Genomic DNA, 19,868 nt, shown 5'->3' on the forward strand with positions numbered 1-19,868 from the left:
GTCGGTGCACGGGTGCGGTCGAGCATCGCCGCACGAGTTCTTGGACTGCGTCCCACAATAGGTCACCTGTGTGGGGCGGTCGCTACGATCAGGGCATGAGCCCCGTCACTCCCGCCACCCGTCCCGCGGGCCGTCCGCGCGCGTCCTCCCGCGCGATGCTGGAAGAGGCGGCCGGCGAGCTGTTCCTCGAGCGCGGGTACTCCGCCACCTCCGTCGCCGACATCACCGCCCGGGCAGGCGTGAGCCGCAACACCTTCTTCAACTACTTCGGCGCCAAGAGCGACCTCCTGTGGTCCACCTTCGACGCGACGGTCGCCGGGCTGGGCGAGGCGCTGGCCGACCCGCGGCTCGACGACGGCACCCCTCGCGGCACCGCGCGGGCAGCGCTCATGGAGGTCGCCGGGGCGCTGCGTCCCGACAACGTGTCCCTCGCCTTCACCCACGCCGACACCATGGGTCTGGCCGACGAGCTCCGCCGTGCCGCCGCCCTCCGGGCGAGCGACGTCGCCGTCGTGCTCACGGCCTTCGCCGTCGCCCGCGGGGTCGAGCCGCTGCGCGCCGAGGTGGCGGGAGCCGCCTACGCCGGGGCGCTCGTCGCCGCCGTCGGGGAGTGGTCACGCTCCGGAGCGGTCCGCACCTCGCTGTCCGACGTGCTGGCGAGGGCCCTCGAGCCGGTCGAGGGCGCGCTGCCCTGACGCTGCTCTCACATGTGCCTCTCGCTACTCCGTGCTCGTCACGCCACGTCACGGTCGAGTCGAGTCGGGGCGGTCGTGGTCGTGGTCGTGGTCGACATCAGGGTGGCGACCGAGTCTGAGCGCGGCCAGGTGGTATGCGTCAAGGTCTGCCCGCACACCGACGGCGACCACCTCCGCAGAGAGCACCTCGACTGTCTCGTCGACCACCAAGTACACGAGTCGAAATCGCGGCTTGTGCCCCGCGTCGACGATGTCGAAGTACACCTTCCGGCAGTCGCGTAGGTCGCCGGTGCCGGCTCGGTAGTCCAGCGGAGCTCCAACGCGGACACCTCTCCGGATGTCTGCGATCGTCTGGATCGCTGCGTGGCGTGCGAGGTCGTCTGGCAGCGCACGGATGTCGTCGACCACATCCCGATGGAGAGTCAGATCCATCGAGTCAGTCGAGGTCGAAGTCTCGGTGCGACAGCCCCAGCTCGCCGATGACCTCGTCGAGAGATTTCCGAGGGGTGTCGTCGGCGATGCGCTCACGGAGCAGTGGTGCGATCTGCGCGTCCTCGATTGCCGGGAGGATCGCCTCGAAGAGCTCGAAGGGAATCACCACGCCCTCGGGGCGCCGATGACTCCCGAACACCAGTGGCTCAGCGTTGACGCCGTCACGTCGGAAGAGCTTGAGTGCTGATGAGAGGTGGGTGCGAGCGTCGCTCGTCGACTGCACCTGGAAGTGAGTCATCGTCATTGACCAAGTGTCCAGCGCCGAACCGATCGTGTCAACAATGATGACGGAAAGATGTACGTCTTTCCGTACGGCTTGCCCTGTCGAGCGTGCGGTGGCACGGAACTCACCTCGTCCCCGAAGACCTTGTCGGCGAGCGTCGGTGGGCCGGTCACCGGCATGATGGTCTGGTGAGTACCAGTCAGACACCGGTCGGCGACGAGCCGGTCGCCGCAGAGATCCGGGCGGTCGTCTCCCGGGCCGTCGAGCGGCTCGCTGCTGCCAGGGCCCGCGACGAGGCGCTCGCGGAGTACGTGGAGCCGCGCAAGGTGCTCCTCTTCACCCGGGAGGCTGTGCTGCGTCCCGTCGGGCGGGCCTGGCGCCTCGGTGCACTCATGGTCGACCAGGAGGGCACGCTCTACGCGACCGGTGCGATCGTGCGTGCACGCGAGGCGGGCGTCCGGAACTACCAGTCGCAGTCCGGCGAGGACCGCCGCGACCTGCGCGCCGCGGCGCTGCGCGGCAAGTTCCCGGCGGGGGAGCCGGTCAACCACGGCTGGAAGGTCGTCGCGCTGGACCCGCAGAGCCTGCGCTCCGGCGACAGCCCCGTGTTCGTCGCACCTGACGGGTCCGTCAAGGTCCGGTGGAACGCGGCGCTGGGCGACGGTGCCGCGCGCGACCTCGCCGCCTACGTCGACGAGCGCGTGGGGCTGCTCGTCGACCCGCTCGACATCCCCTGAGACCTGGTCCCTGGCGACAGCCGGTGCCGCGCCTGGGTCATCCCGTCCGGACGCGGTCCGGGCGGACCGACCACCAGAGGACCGTGAGGATCGCGACGGCGCCGCCAGCGCCGAGGCCGGCACCGATCACGGCGTCCGACAGGAGGTGCTCGAGGCCACCGTCCCCGTCGCGCTGGAGGAGGACCAGGGTCCCGGCGCCGACGGCTGCCGCAACGGCCACGACGGTCAGCACGCGCACCGACCGCGTGCGACGGGTCGGGTCGGCGGTGACGAGCCAGCTCTGACGATGCCGCCACGCGTAGACCACGAGCGCCACCAGGCCGACGGCGGTGCTCAGGTGCTGGAGCAGACGGGCCCAGGTCAGCGAGCCGACCGCCTCGGTCCGCAGCGCGTCGACGTGCGTCACGACCCACCCGTCGCTGTGGGTGAAGGAGTCCCACAGCACGTGGGTGAGCACACCGAGCGCGAGGGACACCACCACCCACACCACCCAGAGGTCACCCCGACCGTCCCGCGTGCCCCGACCGACCGAGGCAGTGGGCAGCGCCCAGCGCGCCGGACGCCCGCAGGAAGCCAGCGCGAGGTAGAGGACGAGGGCGAGCGGCAGCGCCACGGTCACCAGACCGGGCCACGAGTGCGTCGTGGTCGCGTTGAGGAACGGCTCCCACCACGACTGCGCGCTGACAGGGATGCGCAGAGCCCGCAGGAAGTACGGCACGTCGGGTGCGAGCGCGCCTGCCACGAGGGCAGCAGGGACGAGGGGGCCACGCATCAGCGGCAGGACTGCTGCAGGGTGGACGAAGGTCATCGGCACGGGGACTCGCTCGGGTGAGGACCGGCACGGGCAGACCGTGCCGGGGCAGGGGAGGGCGGCGCGGGGAGGCCGCCCGAGCAAGGGTAAGAGGCGGCCCGCGCCGCTCGCGTCCACCCGCAGGCTGACCTACGCCGCGGGTTTCTCCGCCACGACGAAGAGGAAGCAGAAGAAGGCGCTGCGCTCGCCGCTGGCGATCCTCGGGGGCAGGAGGTCGGCCGGGGTGTCGGCTGAGGGGGCAGGCTCGTCGATCACACGGACGCTGAGGCCCGCGTCGGTCACCGCCCGGACGACCTCGCGCAGGGGACGGTGCCAGAAGGTCAGGACGGTGGGCTTCCCGGCGAGCTCGACGTCCTCGTCGTAGAGCCGGGTGGCGAAGTAGTCCTCGGTCGGGGCGTTGAGCACCTGGGCGAACGGGTGGTTCACGGAGGCGATGAGCCGCCCGCCGGGCTTGAGCACCCGGCGGATCTCGGCCAGCGGGGCGTCCCAGTCCTCCAGGTAGTGCAGCACGAGCGAGGCGACGACGTCATCGAAGGTCTCGTCGTCGTAGGGCAGCGGCTCGGTGAGGTCGTGGACGGTCAGCGGGACGGCCTCGCCGAGGCGGCGACGTGCGAGGTCGATCATCGCGGGGCTGCCGTCGAAGCCCACGACGTCGGCGCCGCGTGTGACGAGCTCGGCGGCCAGCGGCCCGGACCCGCAGCCGGCGTCGAGGATCGTGCGGCCGCGCACGTCACCGGCGAGGTCCAGCACCGCCGGCCGTTCGTAGTAGGCGTTGAGCAGGCTCGAGGCGTTCTCCGCCTCGTAGTCGTCGGCGAAGCGGTCGTAGTCGTCAGCGCTCATGGTGTCCCCTGGAGAGTCGGTGCTGGTCAGCCGCGTCGGTGACCCGGTGCCAATCATGGGCGGTGTCGACGGGTGGTGGACCCCGTTCCGCACGACCGGCGCAGGACCACCACAGCACCGACGCAGCGTGGCGGTCCTGACGACCGGCACCGCGGCACGGTGGGACCATGGTGCCGTGAGCACCGAACGCGCCCCGCGCCGCCCTGACGTCACCACCCTCGAGCTGGTCGGAGGTGTCGAGGCCCTGCACGTCGACCTCCACGACTACGACGAGCGGTGGCCTGTGCTCTACCGCGAGCACGAGCAGCGGATCCGGGCGGCGCTCGCCGGGCACGACGTCGGCGTCGAGCACATCGGGTCGACGTCGGTCCCCGGCCTGGCCGCCAAGCCGATCATCGACGTCGTGGTGACCGTCGACGACATCACCGCCGAGGAGGACTACCTCGACGCGCTCCTCGCCGCCGGGTACCAGCTGCGCACGCGCGAGCCCGGCCACCGCCTGGTGCGGACCCCGGAGCGGGACGCCCACGTCCACGTCTACGAGCGCGGCGCTGCCGCGGTGCACGAGTACCTGCTGCTCCGAGACCACCTACGGACCGACGCGGCCGACCGTGACCTGTACGCGGAGACCAAGCGCGCGCTGATGACGGCGCAGTGGGACGACATGAACGCCTACGCCGACGCCAAGACCGACGTGATCGTCGCGATCAAGGCGCGCGCCCGGGCTGCCCGCGAGCTCTGAGACCGAGGCGTCCAGGGCGGAGATCTGCTGGTGAGCCCTACGACGGCTCGTCGGCCGCCGCGCGGTGCAGCCGGTCGATGCGGGAGCGGGCGGCGTCCTCGGAGGTCGACGACTTCCCGAGGATCAGCCCGACGCCCCAGAGCACGGCCCGGTTGGCGGTGATGGCCGGCCACCACGGGCGGCGGAGCCCGAGCATCCGACGCTGGTCTGCCGGGATGGACGCCACGGCCCCGGCGAACAGCACCCGGTAGGCGGGCATCATCGACCGGCGCAGCGGTGGGTTGCGGATGAAGCGGACGGCCTCGGCGACGCGCTCGTCGCTCTTCATCGCGGGACGGAACGCGGCGAACGCTGCGGTGAGCTCGGCCTGCGACCGCGGCGGGTCCTCGACGCCCACGAGCTCGCCGGCGGTCGCCCACTCGCGGACGTACTGGTCCGCGCCGCCGGGGATGTCCCCGCCCCAGATCTGGTCGCAGGTGAGGAAGGCGTCGGTGAACACGACGTGCACCCACGCGAGCAGCTCGGGGTCGCCCGCGGTGTACGGGCGCTCGGTGCCGGTCGCGTCGACGTAGGTGCCGACCACCCGGTGGTGGTAGCGGCCGACACGGTTGGACTCGGTCCGTGCCTGCGTGGTGTCGCCGAAGGTCACGGTGAGCAGCCAGCGGATGGTCCCGGACAGGCGTCCGAGCGGGTCTTCCTGGTACCGCGACCAGTCGTGCACGCCGGCCATCGCCCCGGGGTGGAGGGTCTGGAGCAGGAGCGCGCGGATCCCGGCGATGAGTGTCGCCGTGCCCCCGTGCACCGCCCAGGCCGCGGACCCGGGCCCGAAGTACCCGGCGTCGTCGCCCTCGGCCATCTTCTCGACCCATGCCGGCTTGCCCGCGTCGTCCCCGGAGAAGGTCGTGAGGAGGTGGGAGCGCCAGGTGTCCGTCATCCGTCCCATGGGGCGAACGTACCCGCGGTCTGCCGGGTGGGCATCTGGCCGGGCGGACGCCGACGCGCGCCGTCAGCCGGCGTTCTCGGACTCCTCCACCTCCTGGACCGCCGCCGCGACCGTGTCGGCCCCGACGACCGCGACGATCGCCTCCTCGACGTCGTCGGCGGCACCCTCTCCGCCGCAGGTGCCGCCTCGCGTCTGGACCGCCTTGCCGTCGACCTCGACGTCGATCTGAGCCTGCGCCCCGCCGCCGCACCCGGCGGTGTCGTCGTCACCCTCGAGCAGCCCGGAGGCGTCGAGGATCTCGAGAGCGCCCTCGTGGTCGAGGGGCGTGCCTGTGGTCCGGCCCACCTCGTCGCCGTAGCCGGACCACGAGAACGTGTACTCGTCGGCGGTGAGGTCGAGGGTCAGCTCGTAGTGGTACGGGGGAGGGACCGACCCGAGCTGGTACCGGAGCGTGCCGGTGAGGTCGACCGGTCCTCCGGCCGGGCTCGTCACCGTGTCCTCGCTCGGTCCCGTCGGGTCGTCGACCGAGTCCCAGGTCCACGTCTCGGGTGACGGCGCGGAGGACGTGCAGGCCGAGAGCGTGACGACCGCCGCTGCGACGACGGCGCAGGTGCGGAGCGAGAGGCGAGCGGTCACGAGGTGCCTTCCGGTCGGCGGTGGGTGACCCGGCCGACGCTAGCCGGGCGCGAGCGCGGTGGCGATGGGCCGACCTGCCCGTGGAGAGGTCCCCTACCTGCCAGGGAGTGACGGTGCCGCGGTCACGGCGACGGTGGCGGGGCGCTCTCAGGGACGAGGCGCGGGACGAGCCGCACCAGCACGACCATCGCGACGAGCTCCACGAGCGTCTGCGTCACCACGGCCAGCGGTGCGATCGCCAGCTCTGGCGGGAGCGCAAGAGCGAGCGGGAGCACGACGAGGGAGTTGCGGGTCACCGTCGAGAACATCACGGCGCGGGTGGCCGGGACGTCGAGGCGGGCAACCCGGCTGGCCACCCGGCCGAGGAGCAGCGCGACGACGACGAAGCCGACGTAGAGCGGCACCACGCGGACGAGCGTGGCGGCCTCGGAGCCCACTGCCGCGACCTGCGACCCGACGACCACGGCGAGCGTCGCCATCATGAGCGGGACCATCGCGCCGGCCGTCACCGTCTCGACCACGCGGCCCGACCGGTGCCGTCGGGCGAGCGCCTGGACCGCCGCAGCCGCAGCGAGGGGCAGCAGCACGAGCACGAGGAACGCCTCGACGAAGGGGCCGACGTCGACGGCGTCGACGACGTCCGGGCCCGCCATGACCAGCAGGTAGACGGGCAGCAGGAGCATCTGGACGACCATGAGCAGCGGCGCTGCGGCCAGCAGCCGGGCGCGGGCACCGCCGGCGAGGCCCGTGAACACGATGACGTAGTCGATGCACGGCGTGAGCAGCACCAGGAGGACGCCGATCAGCAGGCCACGGTCGTCGGCCACGAACCGCGAGAGTCCGAAGACGAGGACCGGGGCCGCGACGAAGTTGGCGGCCAGCACGGTCACGAGAAACCGTGCGTCACGCAACCCTCGCCCGACCTCGACCAGCGGGACGCCGAGGAACGTCGCGAAGAGCAGCAGGCCGAGCACCGGGGTGATCGAGTGCTCGAGGGTCGGGGCGACCTGAGGAGCGGCCAGCCCGACGACCGCGCCGAGCGCGATGGCCGCGAGGTACAGGGGGACCTGCACCCGGTCCCACCACGCGACTGCGTGGCGCATCACGAGGCGGCGACCGTCGCGTCAGCCGCGAGGTCCGTCGCGGGGCCGGTGCTCCGCACGGTTTTCCCTCTCGATGGCTCGTCTCGGTAGTCCGGAATCATCGTAGGGCAGCATCCGTGCCAGAGGTGCGCCGCCCGGGCTCGCTCAGACGCCCAGGTCGCCCAGCCACTGCGCGACGGTCCGCGGCCGCAGGCCGAGCAGCAGCTGGGCGCTCGTCGCCTCCTCGACCACCTCGTCGCTCTGGGTGGCCCGCCACCGGTAGGAGTCGGCGACCGACGTCGCCGCAGGTCCGAACATCGGCGTGAGGAGCTCTTCGAAGTCGTCCGGGCTCATGCTCTCGAAGGTGACCGGGCGGCCCAGGTGGTCTGCGAACCCCTGCGCCAGGTCGGCTCCGAGCAGGCCGGGCAGCGCCCCGACGCCGACGGTCCCGGTGACGGTCGGGTCCTGCAGCAGCCGGACCACGACGTCCGCGACGTCGAGGTGCGAGCTCCACGACACCGCGTAGTCCTCGCGCACCGGGTAGGCGAGCACCCCGTCCTGCTGGACCGGGCCGACGACCATGGGCAGCAGGAGGTTCTCGAGGTACAGGCGCGGCTGGACGACGGCCGTCGAGACGCCCGACGCGGCGAGCCTGGTAGCCAGGACGGCCACCGCGCTCGCGGTGTCGTCGAGGGTGTAGCCGCTCGTCGACATCACGACGCGACCTGGGCGGGCGGCGTCGACGGCGTCCGCGATGACGAGCGCCTGGGCGAGCTGCTGCTCGGGCGATCCGATCGGCAGGTGGACGAACACGCCCTCGGCGCCGCGGTAGGCGTCGACGAGGGACGCGGGGGAGGCGAGGTCGACCGCGACGGCCGACCCGGGACCGGAGTAGGTGCTGGGGGTGCGGACTGCTGCGGTCACGTGGTGACCGGACGAGGTGAGTGCGGCGGCGACGGGGGTTCCCTGGGCGCCGGTGGCGCCGTGGACGATGTAGGTCATGGGAGCCATTAGTGCATGCGGTGCATCAGTTACGTCAACTGCACCAAGGGTGGCTACGATGACTCTCGTGAGAGCTGCTGACGAGTCCCCAGAGTGCGGCGTGGCCCGGTTCCTCGTGCTGCTCGACGGCCCGTGGGCCACGCTCATCGTGCGCGAGCTCCTCCACGGCCCGCTCCGGTTCACGCAGATCAAGGACCGTCTGCCCGGCATCAGCGCCCACACCCTCACCAACCGCCTGCGCCGATTCGAGGAGAACGGGATCGTGACGCGCACGTCGTACCCGGAGATCCCGCCGCGCGTGGTCTACGAGCTCACCGAGGTCGGAGAGCGCCTGCGCACCGTCCTCGACGCCATGAACAGCTGGGCTCTCACCGTCCCGAGGGTCCCGACAGATGAGGGCACCGAAGCCCTCGACGACGAAGGAGTCACCGTATGAGCCACGACGACGCCCGCACCGACCTGCTCCGAGCAGAGCAGCTCCAGGCCGAGGTGCGCGAGCTGGACCTCGAGCGTTTCGGGCACGCAGAGGCCTGGGACCTCGGGCAGCGCGTCGTCGCCCTCGCCACCGAGCGCGACCTCGGCGTCACGGTCGCGATCTGGCTCGGCGAGCAACGTGTCTTCCAGGCTGCTCGGCCCGGGACGAGCGCCGACAACGACAGCTGGATGGATCGCAAGTGCGCCGTCGTGCGCCGCTACGACGACCCGTCGATGGCCGTCATGCTCCGGTGGCGCGGGCACGGCGTCACGCAGGCCGAGCCGCGCCTCGGGCTGGACCCGGCGGTTCACGCCCTCGCCGGCGGTGGCGTCCCGCTCCGGGTCCGCGGTGCGCTCGTCGGCGTCGCCGTCGTCTCCGGGCTCACCGACGAGGAGGACCACGTCCTCATGGTCGAGGCCCTCACCGCCCACCGCGACGCGCACCGGGGCTGACGTGCAGACCGACCGGACGCCCGGGTCGCTCCCGCCCCGCACATCACCCGTCGCTATGCTCTGACGCGTGTCGAACGAGGAGAACGTGCTCATCCGGGTCAGTGCCGTCGTCCTGAGGGACTCGGCGGGCGCCGTGCTCACGGTCCGGAAGACCGAGACGAGCCGGTTCATGCTCCCCGGCGGTAAGCCTGAGGTGGGCGAGTCCACCGAGCAGGCCGCCGTCCGCGAGTGCGTCGAGGAGCTGGGTGTAGTCCTCGACCCGACCGCTCTCCGCCTGCTCGGGACCTTCCGCGCGGCAGCGGCGAACGAGGTGGGCGCCGACGTGGAGGCCACGGTGTTCGAGCACCCCGATGTTCTCGTCGGAGACCCTGCGGCGGAGATCGCAGAGCTGCGGTGGATGGACATCGCGACAGAGTCCTTGCCGCACGACCTCGCGCCGCTGCTCGCCACTCACGTCGTCCCGGCGCTCCGGGGCTGATCGCGGCGGGGCTCCCGCCTGACTCCGGTGGACGCCCCAGGCCGGCGGTGACGCGCAGCGGTACCGTGAGGCCGTGCCACCCCCGCCCGCCGACCCGTCCTCCCCGTCGGGAGACCACCCGCACCCGGTCCGGCCCTTCCCGGCAGCGGTCCGCGACACCATCTCCGTGGGGGTCGCGCTCGTGCCGCTCGGGATCGCCTTCGGGCTGCTCGTCGTCGAGGCTGGGCTCTCGTGGTGGTGGGCGCCGCTGTTCTCGACGTTCATCTACGCCGGGTCGCTCGAGTTCCTCGCGATCGGGCTCGTCATGGCGGCGACGCCGTTGGCGAGCATCGCGCTGTCGACCGTGCTGGTGAACTTCCGGCACGTGTTCTACGCGCTGTCCTTCCCACTGCACTCCGTCCGCGGACCCGTCGCCAAGACCTACAGCATGTACGCCCTCACCGACGAGGCCTACGCGCTCGCCCACCACATCCCCGAGGCCGAGCGGACCACCGCTCGCATCGTGTGGATGCAGGTGCTCTGCCAGTCCTACTGGGTGGTCGGCGGGGTCGCCGGGGCGCTCCTCGGCAGCGCCCTGCCCCAGGTCCCGCAGGGGATGTGGTTCGCCCTGACCGCGCTCTTCACCGTGCTCGCCCTCGACGCCTTCCGTCAGAACCGGGACGTGACCTCACCGGTGCTGGCCATCGGGTCGGCGCTCGTCGCGCTCCTCGTCGCGCACGACGAGATGCTCGTGGTCGGCATGGTGCTGTTCCTCGTGGCGCTCACCGTGAGGTTCTTCGTGCGGCGCGATCGTGGGACCGGCGAGGCAGGTGACGCCCGTGCCTAGCGACGGCTACGTCCTCGCCGCCCTCGCGACCATCCTCGTCGTGACCTTCGCGCTGCGCGCCCTGCCGTTCCTGGTGATCGGCCAGCTGCGGGAGTCGGCCTTCGTGCAGTTCCTCGGCCGGTACATGCCTGTGGGGATCATGGTGATCCTGGTCGTCTACACGCTCAAGGACGTCTCGCTCAGCTCCGGGTGGCGCGGCCTGCCGGAGCTCGTCGGCCTCGGTGCCACGGTCGGTCTGCACCTGTGGCGGCACAACGCGCTGCTGTCGATCCTTGGCGGGACGGCCGTGTACGTGGTGCTGGTCAGCACGGTGCTCTCGGTCGGCTGACGACGACGGGGCGCGGCGCACCAGGTGTGCCACGCCCCGTCTCGGTGCTCAGGTGTGAGGGTGCTACACGAGCGTCTCGTCGCTGACCCGGATCAGCACCTTGCCGGTCGCGCCGCCCTCGACGGCGTCGTGCGCCGCGGCGGTCTCCTCGAGCGGGAACCAGGTGAGCGGGAGCCCGGCGTCCTCGCCGACGGGCAGCGCACCGTCGCGCAGCGCAGCGGTGATGTCCTCCGCGGCAGCGTTCAGGGCGTCGGGGCCGACCGTGTAGAGGAGCAGGCCCTGCCAGCGGGCGTTCTTGATGAAGCTGGGGACGATCGGGACCGAGAAGTCGTCGCCGTTGTTGTTCGCGTAGTACGCGATGCTGCCGTGGTTGGCGAGCACCTCGACGTCGAGCGCGGCGTTCTGGGCCGGTGCCACCTCGACCACGTGGTCCACGCCGTCGGGGGCGATCTCGCGGATGCGGTCGGCGAGGGCGTCGTCGGGGTACTGGACCACGTGGTGCGCGCCGGCAGCACGGGCCAGGTCGGCCTTCGCGTCGCTGCTGACCGTCGTGATGACGGTCGCGCCCGCCCACACACCCAGCTGGATCGCCGCGTGACCGACCGCCCCGGCGCCCCCCCTGGACGAGGACGACACGGCCTGACAGCGCGCCCGGTGCGAGGCGCGCAGGTCCGTGCTCGTGGACGGTGAGCGCACGGTGCGCCGTCATCGCGGGCACGCCCATGCTCGCCGCGACGTCGAGGTCGATGCCGTCCGGCACCGGCACCACGCGGTCGACGGGGAGCACGGTGAGCTCCTGGGCGGTGCCGGTCGGACGACGGTGCGCCGCGAGGTACAGCCACACACGGTCGCCCACGGCGAGCCCGGTGACACCCTCGCCGAGGGCGTCGACCACGCCGGCACCGTCCTGGTTCGGGACGACCTCGGGGAAGGCCAGGTCGCCCTCGGCGCGCGCCTTCCAGTCGGTCGGGTTCACCCCGGACACGACGACGCGCACGCGCACCTCGCCGGGGCCGGGATCGGCGACCTCACGGTCGACGAGCTGCAGGACGGACGAGGGGCCGGTGCTGGAGTACGCGATTGCCTTCATGCTGGCGACAAGGAGCGACGGCGGCGTCGTATTCCCTCGGGTCGCAATGGACGCCAGCCTGACGTCGCGGAGGGTGGCTGAAGAGTGTGCTGAAGGCGGGGCGACGTGGGTGATCTGCCCGAGGTGCTGCCGCCAAGGTGCCGTCCGGTGGCCTGCGGCTGACGCCAGCCGTTGCAAACTCGAGTTGTCACTCGTCAGATAGCACGTCGGCGAGGCCCTCCGACCAAGTTCGGTACTGATCGCGCCAGTCAGACCCATCTGCGTCGAGCGTGGCGCGCACTTTACCCCAAGCCCCTCGCCTCTCGAGTCCTTCCTGGCCAAGCAAAATGACGGCCGTTCGCGGGTGAAGTTGAGCACGACTTGCGATCCGATCAGCCACGTGGTCGACAAGTTGGTCCACTGCGCAAATTGCGTCATGAACTTCAGGCGCGCTTGGGCGGTAGCCATTGTGAATGACGCGGTTTCGGAGTTTGGCCACATAGAGCCGCCATGCGCCCACCGGTTGGTGATTGTGCTGTGACGACCATCCTCCTCTTAGTGCCGGGCTTAGAACACTGGCTATGAGTTCGCTTGGGCGCATCGAGAGCGCCGCCTGGCCTTTTGATGACCAACTGGACCGAAGTTGTGGTTGGTGCTCGATCTGCTCCCAGATAAGTAGACCAGCGGTGGTCTTGATGAGAATCTCGGATGCGGCCGCGGTCTTGAGGGCTGCTCCCGCGTAGTCGCCGATAACCCTGGCGTCGTTTCTTGCGGCGAGCATCCAGTACCGGATGTTCTCTACTGGATCATCGTTGGCTCCAGCGACGAAATACTCTTCGGCAGATCTCAACTGCGCTGGAGTTGCAGCGTCCGAGCGCTCGAGCAGTGACCCGTGCTCGCTGATAGCAATGTTTTTTACCTCGACTTTACCATCTTCATCGCAGTCGAGCTCGATGTAGATCGGATAGATTCGTTCAATTGTGAGGGGTGGAATGCTAGCGTTGGTTGCGATTCTTAGTGCGTCGATCACTCTTGTCAGGACGTCGAATGCTATGTCAAATGGGTCTAAAGTTTCGTTCTGGTCTCCTCTCTCTTCATAAATGCTCGAGATTGGAACTCTTACTATTCCATACGAGGATAGACCCGGAATTTCAATGCCGCTAAACTTGCCTAGGGTGACGCCGGGAGAGCCGAGCATCTCTTCGACTATTTCTGAAATCCCGCTGACGGCTTGAGTGTGATCGATGCCTTCTGTGCGAGATTTCTGAATGATTCGAGCGACAGTGCCTGCGCATCGACTGCCGTCGACGCAAGGCTTAGGGCAGAGATCGTTATGTAGATGAACGCTCCATCCATTTTCATCTAGCGGCATGCGGTCCCGGAGGGCGAGGGTGAAGATTCGGTGTCGAGGCACGAGTGTCAGGATACGGTCTCGAGTGCGGTCTTGGGTTAGGGGCGTTAGTCGCTGCGTAGCTACTGGCAATCGAGGCTGTTGTGGTCCGACTAGGCTGGACGACACAGCGCCCAAGGTGTGAGTGGCTCTGAGCAACGGATCACTCGAAGTGTTGGCTTACGCTTCGCATCGGTCTGGTCTACTGGGGAGCGCTCTCCATCGTCCTCTCCGCGTCAGCCGGGTAACGTCCGGCGGTATGACCTTCTCGCCCGCTCCTCACGCGCCCGTCCCTCCTGCTCCGGGCGCACCGGCTCCGCGCCGGAGCCCGTTACCGTGGATCCTCGTCGCGGTGCTGGCCGTCGTGGCTCTCGTGCTCGGTGTGCTGCTCGTCGTCGGCGGTGGCGGCTCGGACGACTCGGAGCAGCAGGGCTTCGCGACGCCGGAGGAGGCGATCGAGTTCTCGACCGAGAAGATTGCCGACGGTGACGCCGCGGCGGCACTGACGGCGTGGGCCGGTGACGCGCAGGCCGAGAACCTCGACCTCGTCGGCACGCTCGAGCGCTTCCGGGCGCTCTCACCCGTCGACACCTCGTCGGTGCCCTCCGACGACGAGTTCTTCGTCGAGCTGGGACGGACCACCCGTGCCGGGACCGCTGCTGACCAGTACCGCCGGATGGCGTTCAGCCTGCTCCTGCCCGAGGTCCGCTACGACACCACCACCCGCCTCGACGGCGGTGACCTCAGTGCCCAGGACGTCGCCGACGGGCTCGACTCCGAGCGGCTCTCCAGCCTGAAGGCGCAGCAGGTCGATCTCGTCGTCGGCCCTGAGCAGTACGACGAGACCCTCGCCCAGGCGGCCGCCCTCGTCGGCGCCGACGAGCGCCGCGAGTACGTCGTCCTCTACGAGTGGGACGGCGACACGTACCTCGGCGGCGTCGGTGTCCTGCGCTACGGCGACGACTGGCAGATCGACACCCTCGCCGCGTCGCTCGCCAACACCCCGAACGGCGCGCTCGAGCCGACCACCGCCGACGAGTACGACGCCGTGGTCGAGGGATTCCCGGGGAGCTGACGGGCGAAGCGCCGATCGGGGCGTCCCTCAGTCGTCCAAGGGCCAGAGCCACTCGGCCTCGAGCTCGCCTTCGACGAGATCAGCGATCTTGCCGAAGTAGCTCTGCATGTGGGGCTGCTGGACGTGGCGCGCGATGTCGGGGCCCGTGGACCAGCGCTCGTAGAACGCGAACGCTCCCGGCTGCTCCTTCGTGGTGTGCACCGAGTACTGCTCGTAGCCCCGCTCGGCGCGGACCGTCGGGATGATCGCCCGGATCGCGTCTTCGAGCTCTTGCTCCTTGCCGGCCTTAGCCCTGGCGAAGCCGTAGACGGCGACAGGTGTTGACGATGCCAGGACGTCAGCGGGCATGAGGCCGTCTGGGACGGTGTCTTCGGTCGTGCTCACGGTCATCTCTCCTCGGGTGGTGCGGTCTCGGAGCGTGTGCCCCGACTGCTGACAACGTTATGGATGACCAGTGGGCGGCTCAATGCCAGAAGATCTCAGTTTCATACCTGATGTGACCACTCAGGAACTGTTCTTGGTGACCTGGGCGGATCACGTCGTACCGTTGTCGCATGGACGTGCTCTCCGAGGTGCTCGACATCTCCGGGGTCCGAGGGAGTGCCGGCGCTCGCATCGCTGCGGCCGGGGACTGGGGCGTCGAGTGGGAGGGCGACCGAGACGCCGTCCTCTACGTCGTCACGACCGGCATCGCCTACCTGACCGTCGAGGCCGATGCGCCGCTGCTCCTGACGACCGGGGACGTCGTGATCCTGGCCAGCGGCGCCGCCCACACGCTCGCCAGCGGTCTGGGAGTCGAGATCCACTCCTGCGACGTAGCCGCCGCGCGCGAGGCTCGACGCCTGGGCGAGACTCTCCGTCTGGGGGAGGGCGAGGTGCGGACGCAGATCCTGGGCGCCTCCTACTCGCACGACCCAGCGGGACCCGCGCCCGTCTTCTCCCTCCTGCCGCCCGTGGTCCACCTCCGGGCCCAGCAGCTCGAGTCCATCCTCCTCGACGTCGTCCGACTCCTCGGGCGCGAGCTCGCCCGACCCGGGCTCGCGACCGACCTGGTCCTCGACCGCCTCGTCGACATCCTGCTCGTCGAGATCTTGCGCGCCTGGCTCGCTGGTGCACCACAGGCCGACAGGTCGTGGTGGGGTGTCCTCCGCGACCCGCTCCTGCTGCAGGCTGTCACCAAGATCCACGAGGCGCCGGGCTACCCGTGGACCACAGAGAGCCTGGCACGCGAGGTCGCGACGTCACGGCAGACCCTCGTCCGACGTTTTGCGACCTTCGCGGGCACCACACCCAGCGAGTACCTGACCCACTGGCGGATGAGTCTTGCCGCCCATCGGCTCCGCGACTCGGACGACACCCTCGAGACGATCGCCTCCGACGTCGGCTACACCTCCGTCTACGCCTTCAGCCGTGCCTTCCGTCGCGAGCGCGCCCTCCCGCCCGGGCGCTACAGGAGCGCTTCGCGCTCGAAGGGCTGAGGTCGAGATGCGATCGTCGACATCCGGGGCAGCGTGGCCGGTGACGGCGTCCGGGCTCGGCTGCGGACCGCACTACGGTGGTCCGATGACTCACGACGTCGCCCTCGGGCCGATCCTCGACGACCTGCGCACCCTCGTGGAGGTCGAGTCGCCGTCCGGTGACCCCGTCGCGCTCGCCGCGTCGGCCGACGTGGTCGCCGACCTCCTGGAGCGGCGCCTCGGTGGCCTGGCCGTCCTCGTGGACGGTCCGGCCGGTCCGCACGTCCACTGGTCGGGTGGCGGCGAGCCGCGGGTGCTGGTGCTCGGGCACCACGACACGGTGTTCCCGGCCGGCACGCTCGCCCGACGGCCCTTCGCCGTCGCAGAAGGCAAGATCACCGGCCCGGGCGTCTTCGACATGCTCGGCGGCCTGGTCCAGGCGATCCACGCGGTCGCGCTGCTCGACGACAGGTCTGGCGTCGAGATCCTCGTGACGGCCGACGAGGAGAACGGCAGCGTCACCTCACGAGCGCTGCTCGAAGAGCGGGCGCTGGCCTGCGGCACGGTCCTCGTGATGGAGGGCGCCGCAGACGGCGGCGACCTCAAGGTCGGCCGCAAGGGCTGTGGCACCTTCGAGGTCACGGTCACCGGCCGCGCGGCGCACGCCGGCCTCGAGCCCGAGGCGGGCGTCAACGCCCTCGTCGAGGCTGCGCACCAGGTGCTCGCCATCGCCGCGTTGAACCGTCCCGAGGTGGGGACGACGGTCACCCCGACCGTCCTGCACTCAGGTGGTCAGAGCAACGTGGTGCCCGACGCGGCGACCGTCGTCGTCGACGTCCGTGTCGAGACGGCTGACGAGAAGGACCGTGTCGAGGCAGCCTTCGCGGCGCTCGTCCCGCTGCACCCGGAGGCTGCGCTGACGGTCGCGGGCTCCGTGAACCGCCCGCCGATGACCCCCGAGACGTCGACAGACCTCTTCGCGCTCGCGGCCTCGCTCGAGCCCGGGATCCGCGGTGTCTCGGTCGGCGGAGGCAGCGACGGCAACTTCACCGCCGCCCTCGGCGTCCCCACCCTCGACGGGCTCGGCGCCGTCGGCGGGGGCGCGCACGCCGACACCGAGCACGTGCTGGTCGACACCGTGGTCGGACGTGTCCGACTGGTGGCAGGGCTCGTGCGGGCGATCGTCGGCTGAGTCCTGACGCGAGGTCAGGTGGGGGTCCCCGCAGAGCCCGCGAGGGAGCCGAGTGCCTGCGCCGCGACGCCGAGCGCAGCCTCGGCCTGTGCGTCGTCGCGGTCGGCGAGCCAGGTTCCCGTGACTCCGGCGCCGACGGCGACGAGGAACGACGCGACGTGCGCGAGAGGCACGGACCAGACCAGACCGTGCTCGGCAGACCACGCCTCGAGCCCGGCCTGCGCGCGGGAGCGGTACTGCTCCTGCTCCCACACGGCGAGCGGTGGACCGTCCGGGGTGCGCAGCACGGTGAGCGAGAGCTCGGCCATCGCGAGGTAGTACGTGGGTCCTGAGCGCACGAGGTCCAGCTGGGCTTCCAGGGCGGCACGGATGCCGCGGTCGACGTCGGAGAAGCGGCGGAGTGCGCCGCTCGTCCGGTCGGAGGACCGGGTGATCTCTCGTTCGAAGAGTGCGGTGACGAGCTCGTCCCGGGAGCGGAAGCAGTAGTGGAAGACGCCCTGGGGGACCCCCGCCTCCTCGGCGATGGCACGGGTGGTCGCGGCGGCGACGCCGCGTGCGCTCATGACGACGACGGCGGCGTCCATGAGGTCCTCGCGTCGCTCCTCGGCGGACCGTCGGCGGTTCTTCGTGTCGTCGGGCATGCCCGCCATTCTCCCGTCTGGTCGTGGTCTGCGACGGATCGGTCCGTCGTGAGTCGTGGAGACCCTGTGTCGGTCACTTGACTTGGTCGCTTGACCAAGTTTAGGTAGTGCCACCCCGCTGACGCAAGGAGCACCATGCCCACGATCACCCCGGCGTCCCACGCCGACGTCCCCGCAGCGGCCTCCGTGCTCGCCCAGGCCTTCGCCGGCGACCCGGTCCTGGCCGCCGTGACCGGACGCCCCGCACCGACCGCCGAGCTCCTCGCCCGGCTCTTCGCCCCGCTGCTCCGCAGCGGCGCCCTGCCGCTCGGCGGCGTCGACCTCGCGCGCCGCGACGACGGCGAGATCGTCGGCGTCGCCGTGTGGGAGCCGCCGGGTTCACGCACGCACCTGCTCCGCCAAGTCGCGGAGCTCCCGGGCTTCGTCCGGGCGCTCGGGCTGCGCGGGCTCCGGCACGCGACCCGCGTCCAGGCGGTCTTCGCGCGGTGCCGTCCGGCCGAGGGGCACTGGTACCTCGCGCAGATCGGCGCGGTCGCCTCGGCCCGGGGGACCGGCGTCGGCTCGGCGCTGCTCGCCTCTCGGCTCGCGCGCATCGACGCCGAGGGCGCGCCCGCCTACCTCGAGTCCTCCAACGAGCGGAACCGGCGGCTCTACGCTCGCGAGGGGTTCCAGGAGGTCGCGCCGATCGACGGGGTCCCGGGCGCACGCCCGATGGCCATGTGGCGCCCGGCGGCGCTCCCGGGGACCGCGGTGCTGTCCTCGGGGAACCCGTCCTCTGGGCGGATCGACGGAGGACTCCGGTGAAGAAGGCGATGTGGGCGGTCCTGGTCGCCGCGATCGCTGCAGAGGTCGTCGCGACGCTCTCGCTGCGTGCCGCCCTCGACGCCCCGGGCTGGTACGCCCTCACTGCCGTGGGGTACGTGACGGCCTTCGTGCTGCTCGCGATCCTGCTCCGCATGGGGGCTAAGATCGGCTCGGTCTACGGCATCTGGGCTGCCTCGGGTGTGGCGCTGACGGCGCTCCTCGCCGCGGCCTTGTTCGGCGAGGCGCTGAGCTGGCCGATGGTCCTCGGGATCGCCGTCGTGATGGTCGGGGTCGTCCTCGTCGAGACCGGCCACGAGAAGACTCCTGTGGAGACCTCCCCGGTCGCGGAGTCCGAGACCCGGACGGAGGTCGGCGCATGATGTGGCTCGCGCTCGTCGGCGCGATCCTCTCCGAGGTGACCGCGACCCTCAGCCTCCGTGCGTCCGAGGGGCTCCGCAAGAAGCCCTGGGTCGTGCCGCTCGCGGTCTTCTACCCGCTGGCCTTCGTGCTGCTCACCGTGTCTCTCGACGCAGGTATGGCCATCGGTGTCGCCTACGGGATCTGGGCGGCCTCCGGCGTTGCGCTGACCGCGGTCGGCGCTCGGGTCGCCTTCGGAGACCCGCTGACGCGCCGCATGATGCTGGGCATCGCGTGCATCGGCGTCGGGGTGATCCTCATCGAGCTCGGGGCGACGCACTGACGGCGCGGTGCCGTCACCTCACGAGGTAGGTGAAGTAGCTGCCGAGCCGGTTCACGGCCGTCTCCGACAGCTCGGGGTGCCGTCGTCGCAGCTCGTCGCGGACCTCCTGCCCGATCTCGGGGAGCGTCTTGTTTCCCCACTCGACGGGGATCTGCCGCGTCTCGTCGAGGAGGGCCTGGACGGCGGCACGGGTGGTCTCGTCGTCGACCGCGGCGAGGTACTTCTCACCGTCGTGGCGGGGAAAGCCCGCGAGGAACAGCACGACGGCGTCGCTGAGGTTCACCGAGGCTCCCACGGTGCGGTCGGGTCGATGGCCACGGAGATGCGCCTGCTGATGGCTGCGAGCTCTCGCACCTGCTCCTCGGAGAGGGGGGCGAAGACGAGCTCCTCGACGAGGGCGTGGTGCGCGGGGGAGGAGCGGGTGACGAGGTCGTGCCCGACGTCGGTGAGGACCGCCAGGGTGAAACGGCCGTCGGTCGGGTCCGTGGCTCGTCGGACGCAGTCCTTCTTCTCGAGCCGGGAGATCGCCCGGGAGAGCCTGGACAGGGTGCTGCTGGCGTAGCCGGCGAGGGTGCTCATCCGGAGCGAGCGGTCGTCTGCGCTGTCCAGGGCGGTCAGCAGCCCGTGCTCGTAGTGGCTCAGGTCGTGGTCGCGTCGCAGCTGGGCGTCGAGCGCCGCCGGCAGGCGCTCGAGCATGGTCGCGACAGAGACCCACGCGGCGAGGCGGTCGCCGCTGAGCCCGGGCGTGGGGGACGGGGCTGGCATGGAGCCAGTGTAG

Annotated in this window: 27 protein-coding genes and 1 pseudogene; 14 read left to right on the forward strand and 14 right to left on the reverse strand. The window is 70.8% G+C overall.

Going from position 1 to position 19,868, the window contains the following annotated elements; genetic code table 11:
- Window positions 1-95 precede the first annotated feature (95 nt).
- On the forward strand, window positions 96-695 hold the full coding sequence (locus SKED_RS05995; RefSeq protein ID WP_012866234.1) for a TetR/AcrR family transcriptional regulator: 600 nt from the start codon (window positions 96-98) through the stop codon (window positions 693-695).
- Window positions 696-743: 48 nt separating this feature from the next.
- Here SKED_RS05995 and SKED_RS20425 read toward each other — a convergent pair whose 3' ends face one another.
- Window positions 744-1,127, reverse strand: coding sequence for a hypothetical protein (locus SKED_RS20425; protein WP_042437827.1), 384 nt, complete (start codon window positions 1,125-1,127; stop codon window positions 744-746).
- 4 nt (window positions 1,128-1,131) lie between these two features.
- A complete protein-coding gene (locus SKED_RS06005; RefSeq protein ID WP_012866236.1) occupies window positions 1,132-1,431 on the reverse strand; it encodes a type II toxin-antitoxin system Phd/YefM family antitoxin in 300 nt (99 codons plus the stop codon).
- A gap of 167 nt (window positions 1,432-1,598) precedes the next feature.
- Between SKED_RS06005 and SKED_RS06010 the strand changes: the two genes are divergently transcribed.
- Complete coding sequence (locus SKED_RS06010; RefSeq protein WP_012866237.1) at window positions 1,599-2,147, forward strand: hypothetical protein; 549 nt, start codon at window positions 1,599-1,601, stop codon at window positions 2,145-2,147.
- A gap of 37 nt (window positions 2,148-2,184) precedes the next feature.
- Here SKED_RS06010 and SKED_RS06015 read toward each other — a convergent pair whose 3' ends face one another.
- Together SKED_RS06015 and SKED_RS06020 are read right to left on the reverse strand one after the other, a co-directional pair.
- Window positions 2,185-2,955, reverse strand: coding sequence for a DUF4184 family protein (locus SKED_RS06015; protein ID WP_012866238.1), 771 nt, complete (start codon window positions 2,953-2,955; stop codon window positions 2,185-2,187).
- Window positions 2,956-3,087: 132 nt separating this feature from the next.
- Window positions 3,088-3,798, reverse strand: a complete 711-nt coding sequence (locus tag SKED_RS06020) for a class I SAM-dependent methyltransferase (RefSeq protein ID WP_012866239.1) — start codon at window positions 3,796-3,798, stop codon at window positions 3,088-3,090.
- A 175-nt stretch (window positions 3,799-3,973) separates the two neighbouring features.
- Here SKED_RS06020 and SKED_RS06025 point away from each other — a divergent pair, with 175 nt between their 5' ends.
- On the forward strand, window positions 3,974-4,540 hold the full coding sequence (locus SKED_RS06025; RefSeq protein ID WP_012866240.1) for a GrpB family protein: 567 nt from the start codon (window positions 3,974-3,976) through the stop codon (window positions 4,538-4,540).
- A 37-nt stretch (window positions 4,541-4,577) separates the two neighbouring features.
- Here the strand turns inward: SKED_RS06025 and SKED_RS06030 are convergent, their stop codons facing one another.
- The 4 genes from SKED_RS06030 to SKED_RS06045 form a co-directional block, all read right to left on the reverse strand.
- Window positions 4,578-5,483 (reverse strand): oxygenase MpaB family protein, encoded by a 906-nt coding sequence (locus SKED_RS06030; protein WP_042437830.1) that lies wholly within the window; start codon window positions 5,481-5,483, stop codon window positions 4,578-4,580.
- A gap of 63 nt (window positions 5,484-5,546) precedes the next feature.
- Window positions 5,547-6,119 carry a hypothetical protein gene (locus SKED_RS06035; protein WP_012866242.1) on the reverse strand — a complete coding sequence of 191 codons (573 nt, stop codon included), beginning with the start codon at window positions 6,117-6,119 and terminating at the stop codon, window positions 5,547-5,549.
- 122 nt (window positions 6,120-6,241) lie between these two features.
- Window positions 6,242-7,222, reverse strand: a complete 981-nt coding sequence (locus SKED_RS06040) for an arsenic resistance protein (protein WP_042437831.1) — start codon at window positions 7,220-7,222, stop codon at window positions 6,242-6,244.
- Window positions 7,223-7,366: 144 nt separating this feature from the next.
- On the reverse strand, window positions 7,367-8,203 hold the full coding sequence (locus tag SKED_RS06045; RefSeq protein ID WP_012866244.1) for an SDR family oxidoreductase: 837 nt from the start codon (window positions 8,201-8,203) through the stop codon (window positions 7,367-7,369).
- A gap of 58 nt (window positions 8,204-8,261) precedes the next feature.
- Between SKED_RS06045 and SKED_RS06050 the strand changes: the two genes are divergently transcribed.
- From SKED_RS06050 to SKED_RS06070, 5 genes are all read left to right on the forward strand, one after another.
- Complete coding sequence (locus SKED_RS06050) at window positions 8,262-8,639, forward strand: winged helix-turn-helix transcriptional regulator (RefSeq protein WP_012866245.1); 378 nt, start codon at window positions 8,262-8,264, stop codon at window positions 8,637-8,639.
- Window positions 8,636-9,130 (forward strand): heme-degrading domain-containing protein, encoded by a 495-nt coding sequence (locus SKED_RS06055; protein WP_012866246.1) that lies wholly within the window; start codon window positions 8,636-8,638, stop codon window positions 9,128-9,130. The genes SKED_RS06050 and SKED_RS06055 overlap by 4 nt, the downstream gene beginning before the upstream one ends.
- Before the next feature lie 67 nt (window positions 9,131-9,197).
- A complete protein-coding gene (locus tag SKED_RS06060; protein ID WP_012866247.1) occupies window positions 9,198-9,608 on the forward strand; it encodes an NUDIX hydrolase in 411 nt (136 codons plus the stop codon).
- A 73-nt stretch (window positions 9,609-9,681) separates the two neighbouring features.
- Complete coding sequence (locus SKED_RS06065) at window positions 9,682-10,434, forward strand: AzlC family ABC transporter permease (RefSeq protein ID WP_012866248.1); 753 nt, start codon at window positions 9,682-9,684, stop codon at window positions 10,432-10,434.
- Complete coding sequence (locus SKED_RS06070) at window positions 10,427-10,762, forward strand: branched-chain amino acid transporter permease (RefSeq protein WP_012866249.1); 336 nt, start codon at window positions 10,427-10,429, stop codon at window positions 10,760-10,762. Before SKED_RS06065 ends, SKED_RS06070 begins: the two co-directional genes overlap by 8 nt.
- A gap of 63 nt (window positions 10,763-10,825) precedes the next feature.
- Here the strand turns inward: SKED_RS06070 and SKED_RS06075 are convergent.
- Together SKED_RS06075 and SKED_RS19940 are read right to left on the reverse strand one after the other, a co-directional pair.
- Window positions 10,826-11,852: pseudogene (locus tag SKED_RS06075) on the reverse strand (NADPH:quinone reductase).
- A gap of 187 nt (window positions 11,853-12,039) precedes the next feature.
- Entirely contained in the window at window positions 12,040-13,029 is a 990-nt protein-coding gene (locus SKED_RS19940) for a hypothetical protein (protein ID WP_143755673.1), read from the reverse strand.
- A gap of 451 nt (window positions 13,030-13,480) precedes the next feature.
- Here SKED_RS19940 and SKED_RS06080 point away from each other — a divergent pair, with 451 nt between their 5' ends.
- The gene (locus SKED_RS06080) at window positions 13,481-14,296 is read left to right on the forward strand and encodes a hypothetical protein (RefSeq protein WP_143755674.1); all 816 of its coding nucleotides are present in this window, start codon (window positions 13,481-13,483) and stop codon (window positions 14,294-14,296) included.
- A gap of 27 nt (window positions 14,297-14,323) precedes the next feature.
- Here the strand turns inward: SKED_RS06080 and SKED_RS06085 are convergent, their stop codons facing one another.
- Complete coding sequence (locus tag SKED_RS06085; RefSeq protein ID WP_217167949.1) at window positions 14,324-14,680, reverse strand: putative quinol monooxygenase; 357 nt, start codon at window positions 14,678-14,680, stop codon at window positions 14,324-14,326.
- A gap of 170 nt (window positions 14,681-14,850) precedes the next feature.
- Between SKED_RS06085 and SKED_RS06090 the strand changes: the two genes are divergently transcribed.
- Both SKED_RS06090 and SKED_RS06095 read left to right on the forward strand, forming a co-directional pair.
- Window positions 14,851-15,774, forward strand: a complete 924-nt coding sequence (locus tag SKED_RS06090; RefSeq protein WP_012866255.1) for an AraC family transcriptional regulator — start codon at window positions 14,851-14,853, stop codon at window positions 15,772-15,774.
- 85 nt (window positions 15,775-15,859) lie between these two features.
- The gene (locus SKED_RS06095; RefSeq protein ID WP_042438725.1) at window positions 15,860-16,945 is read left to right on the forward strand and encodes a M20 family metallopeptidase; all 1,086 of its coding nucleotides are present in this window, start codon (window positions 15,860-15,862) and stop codon (window positions 16,943-16,945) included.
- A gap of 14 nt (window positions 16,946-16,959) precedes the next feature.
- Here SKED_RS06095 and SKED_RS18905 read toward each other — a convergent pair whose 3' ends face one another.
- Window positions 16,960-17,586: a TetR/AcrR family transcriptional regulator gene (locus SKED_RS18905; protein ID WP_169310133.1), complete on the reverse strand. Its 627-nt coding sequence runs from the start codon at window positions 17,584-17,586 to the stop codon at window positions 16,960-16,962.
- 135 nt (window positions 17,587-17,721) lie between these two features.
- On the opposite strand from SKED_RS18905, the gene SKED_RS06105 reads away from it, so the two are divergent.
- Genes SKED_RS06105 through SKED_RS06115 form a run of 3 tightly spaced genes read left to right on the forward strand, consistent with a single transcriptional unit; the run spans window position 17,722 to window position 19,090 of the window.
- Window positions 17,722-18,390, forward strand: a complete 669-nt coding sequence (locus SKED_RS06105; RefSeq protein WP_012866258.1) for a GNAT family N-acetyltransferase — start codon at window positions 17,722-17,724, stop codon at window positions 18,388-18,390.
- Window positions 18,387-18,770, forward strand: coding sequence for an SMR family transporter (locus SKED_RS06110; RefSeq protein ID WP_012866259.1), 384 nt, complete (start codon window positions 18,387-18,389; stop codon window positions 18,768-18,770). Before SKED_RS06105 ends, SKED_RS06110 begins: the two co-directional genes overlap by 4 nt.
- Window positions 18,767-19,090, forward strand: a complete 324-nt coding sequence (locus tag SKED_RS06115; protein ID WP_174269731.1) for a DMT family transporter — start codon at window positions 18,767-18,769, stop codon at window positions 19,088-19,090. Before SKED_RS06110 ends, SKED_RS06115 begins: the two co-directional genes overlap by 4 nt.
- Before the next feature lie 13 nt (window positions 19,091-19,103).
- Here SKED_RS06115 and SKED_RS06120 read toward each other — a convergent pair whose 3' ends face one another.
- Window positions 19,104-19,373: a hypothetical protein gene (locus SKED_RS06120; RefSeq protein WP_143755675.1), complete on the reverse strand. Its 270-nt coding sequence runs from the start codon at window positions 19,371-19,373 to the stop codon at window positions 19,104-19,106.
- Window positions 19,370-19,855, reverse strand: a complete 486-nt coding sequence (locus SKED_RS06125; RefSeq protein WP_012866262.1) for a MarR family winged helix-turn-helix transcriptional regulator — start codon at window positions 19,853-19,855, stop codon at window positions 19,370-19,372. Before SKED_RS06125 ends, SKED_RS06120 begins: the two co-directional genes overlap by 4 nt.
- Between the last annotated feature and the right edge of the window lie 13 nt (window positions 19,856-19,868).

It is taken from the genome of Sanguibacter keddieii DSM 10542 (assembly GCF_000024925.1).
GTDB classification, from domain to species: Bacteria; Actinomycetota; Actinomycetes; order Actinomycetales; family Cellulomonadaceae; genus Sanguibacter; species Sanguibacter keddieii.

Coding starts and splice junctions, on each gene's coding strand:
- SKED_RS05995 (WP_012866234.1), top strand. CDS start 96: ATGAGCCCCGTCACTCCCGCCACCCGTCCCGCGGGCCGTCCGCGCGCG.
- SKED_RS20425 (WP_042437827.1), bottom strand. CDS start 1,127: ATGGATCTGACTCTCCATCGGGATGTGGTCGACGACATCCGTGCGCTG.
- SKED_RS06005 (WP_012866236.1), bottom strand. CDS start 1,431: ATGACGATGACTCACTTCCAGGTGCAGTCGACGAGCGACGCTCGCACC.
- SKED_RS06015 (WP_012866238.1), bottom strand. CDS start 2,955: ATGACCTTCGTCCACCCTGCAGCAGTCCTGCCGCTGATGCGTGGCCCC.
- SKED_RS06020 (WP_012866239.1), bottom strand. CDS start 3,798: ATGAGCGCTGACGACTACGACCGCTTCGCCGACGACTACGAGGCGGAG.
- SKED_RS06030 (WP_042437830.1), bottom strand. CDS start 5,483: ATGGGACGGATGACGGACACCTGGCGCTCCCACCTCCTCACGACCTTC.
- SKED_RS06040 (WP_042437831.1), bottom strand. CDS start 7,222: ATGCGCCACGCAGTCGCGTGGTGGGACCGGGTGCAGGTCCCCCTGTAC.
- SKED_RS06045 (WP_012866244.1), bottom strand. CDS start 8,203: ATGACCTACATCGTCCACGGCGCCACCGGCGCCCAGGGAACCCCCGTC.
- SKED_RS06050 (WP_012866245.1), top strand. CDS start 8,262: ATGACTCTCGTGAGAGCTGCTGACGAGTCCCCAGAGTGCGGCGTGGCC.
- SKED_RS06055 (WP_012866246.1), top strand. CDS start 8,636: ATGAGCCACGACGACGCCCGCACCGACCTGCTCCGAGCAGAGCAGCTC.
- SKED_RS19940 (WP_143755673.1), bottom strand. CDS start 13,029: ATGCTCGGCTCTCCCGGCGTCACCCTAGGCAAGTTTAGCGGCATTGAA.
- SKED_RS06080 (WP_143755674.1), top strand. CDS start 13,481: ATGACCTTCTCGCCCGCTCCTCACGCGCCCGTCCCTCCTGCTCCGGGC.
- SKED_RS06090 (WP_012866255.1), top strand. CDS start 14,851: ATGGACGTGCTCTCCGAGGTGCTCGACATCTCCGGGGTCCGAGGGAGT.
- SKED_RS06095 (WP_042438725.1), top strand. CDS start 15,860: ATGACTCACGACGTCGCCCTCGGGCCGATCCTCGACGACCTGCGCACC.
- SKED_RS18905 (WP_169310133.1), bottom strand. CDS start 17,586: ATGCCCGACGACACGAAGAACCGCCGACGGTCCGCCGAGGAGCGACGC.
- SKED_RS06105 (WP_012866258.1), top strand. CDS start 17,722: ATGCCCACGATCACCCCGGCGTCCCACGCCGACGTCCCCGCAGCGGCC.
- SKED_RS06115 (WP_174269731.1), top strand. CDS start 18,767: ATGATGTGGCTCGCGCTCGTCGGCGCGATCCTCTCCGAGGTGACCGCG.
- SKED_RS06125 (WP_012866262.1), bottom strand. CDS start 19,855: ATGCCAGCCCCGTCCCCCACGCCCGGGCTCAGCGGCGACCGCCTCGCC.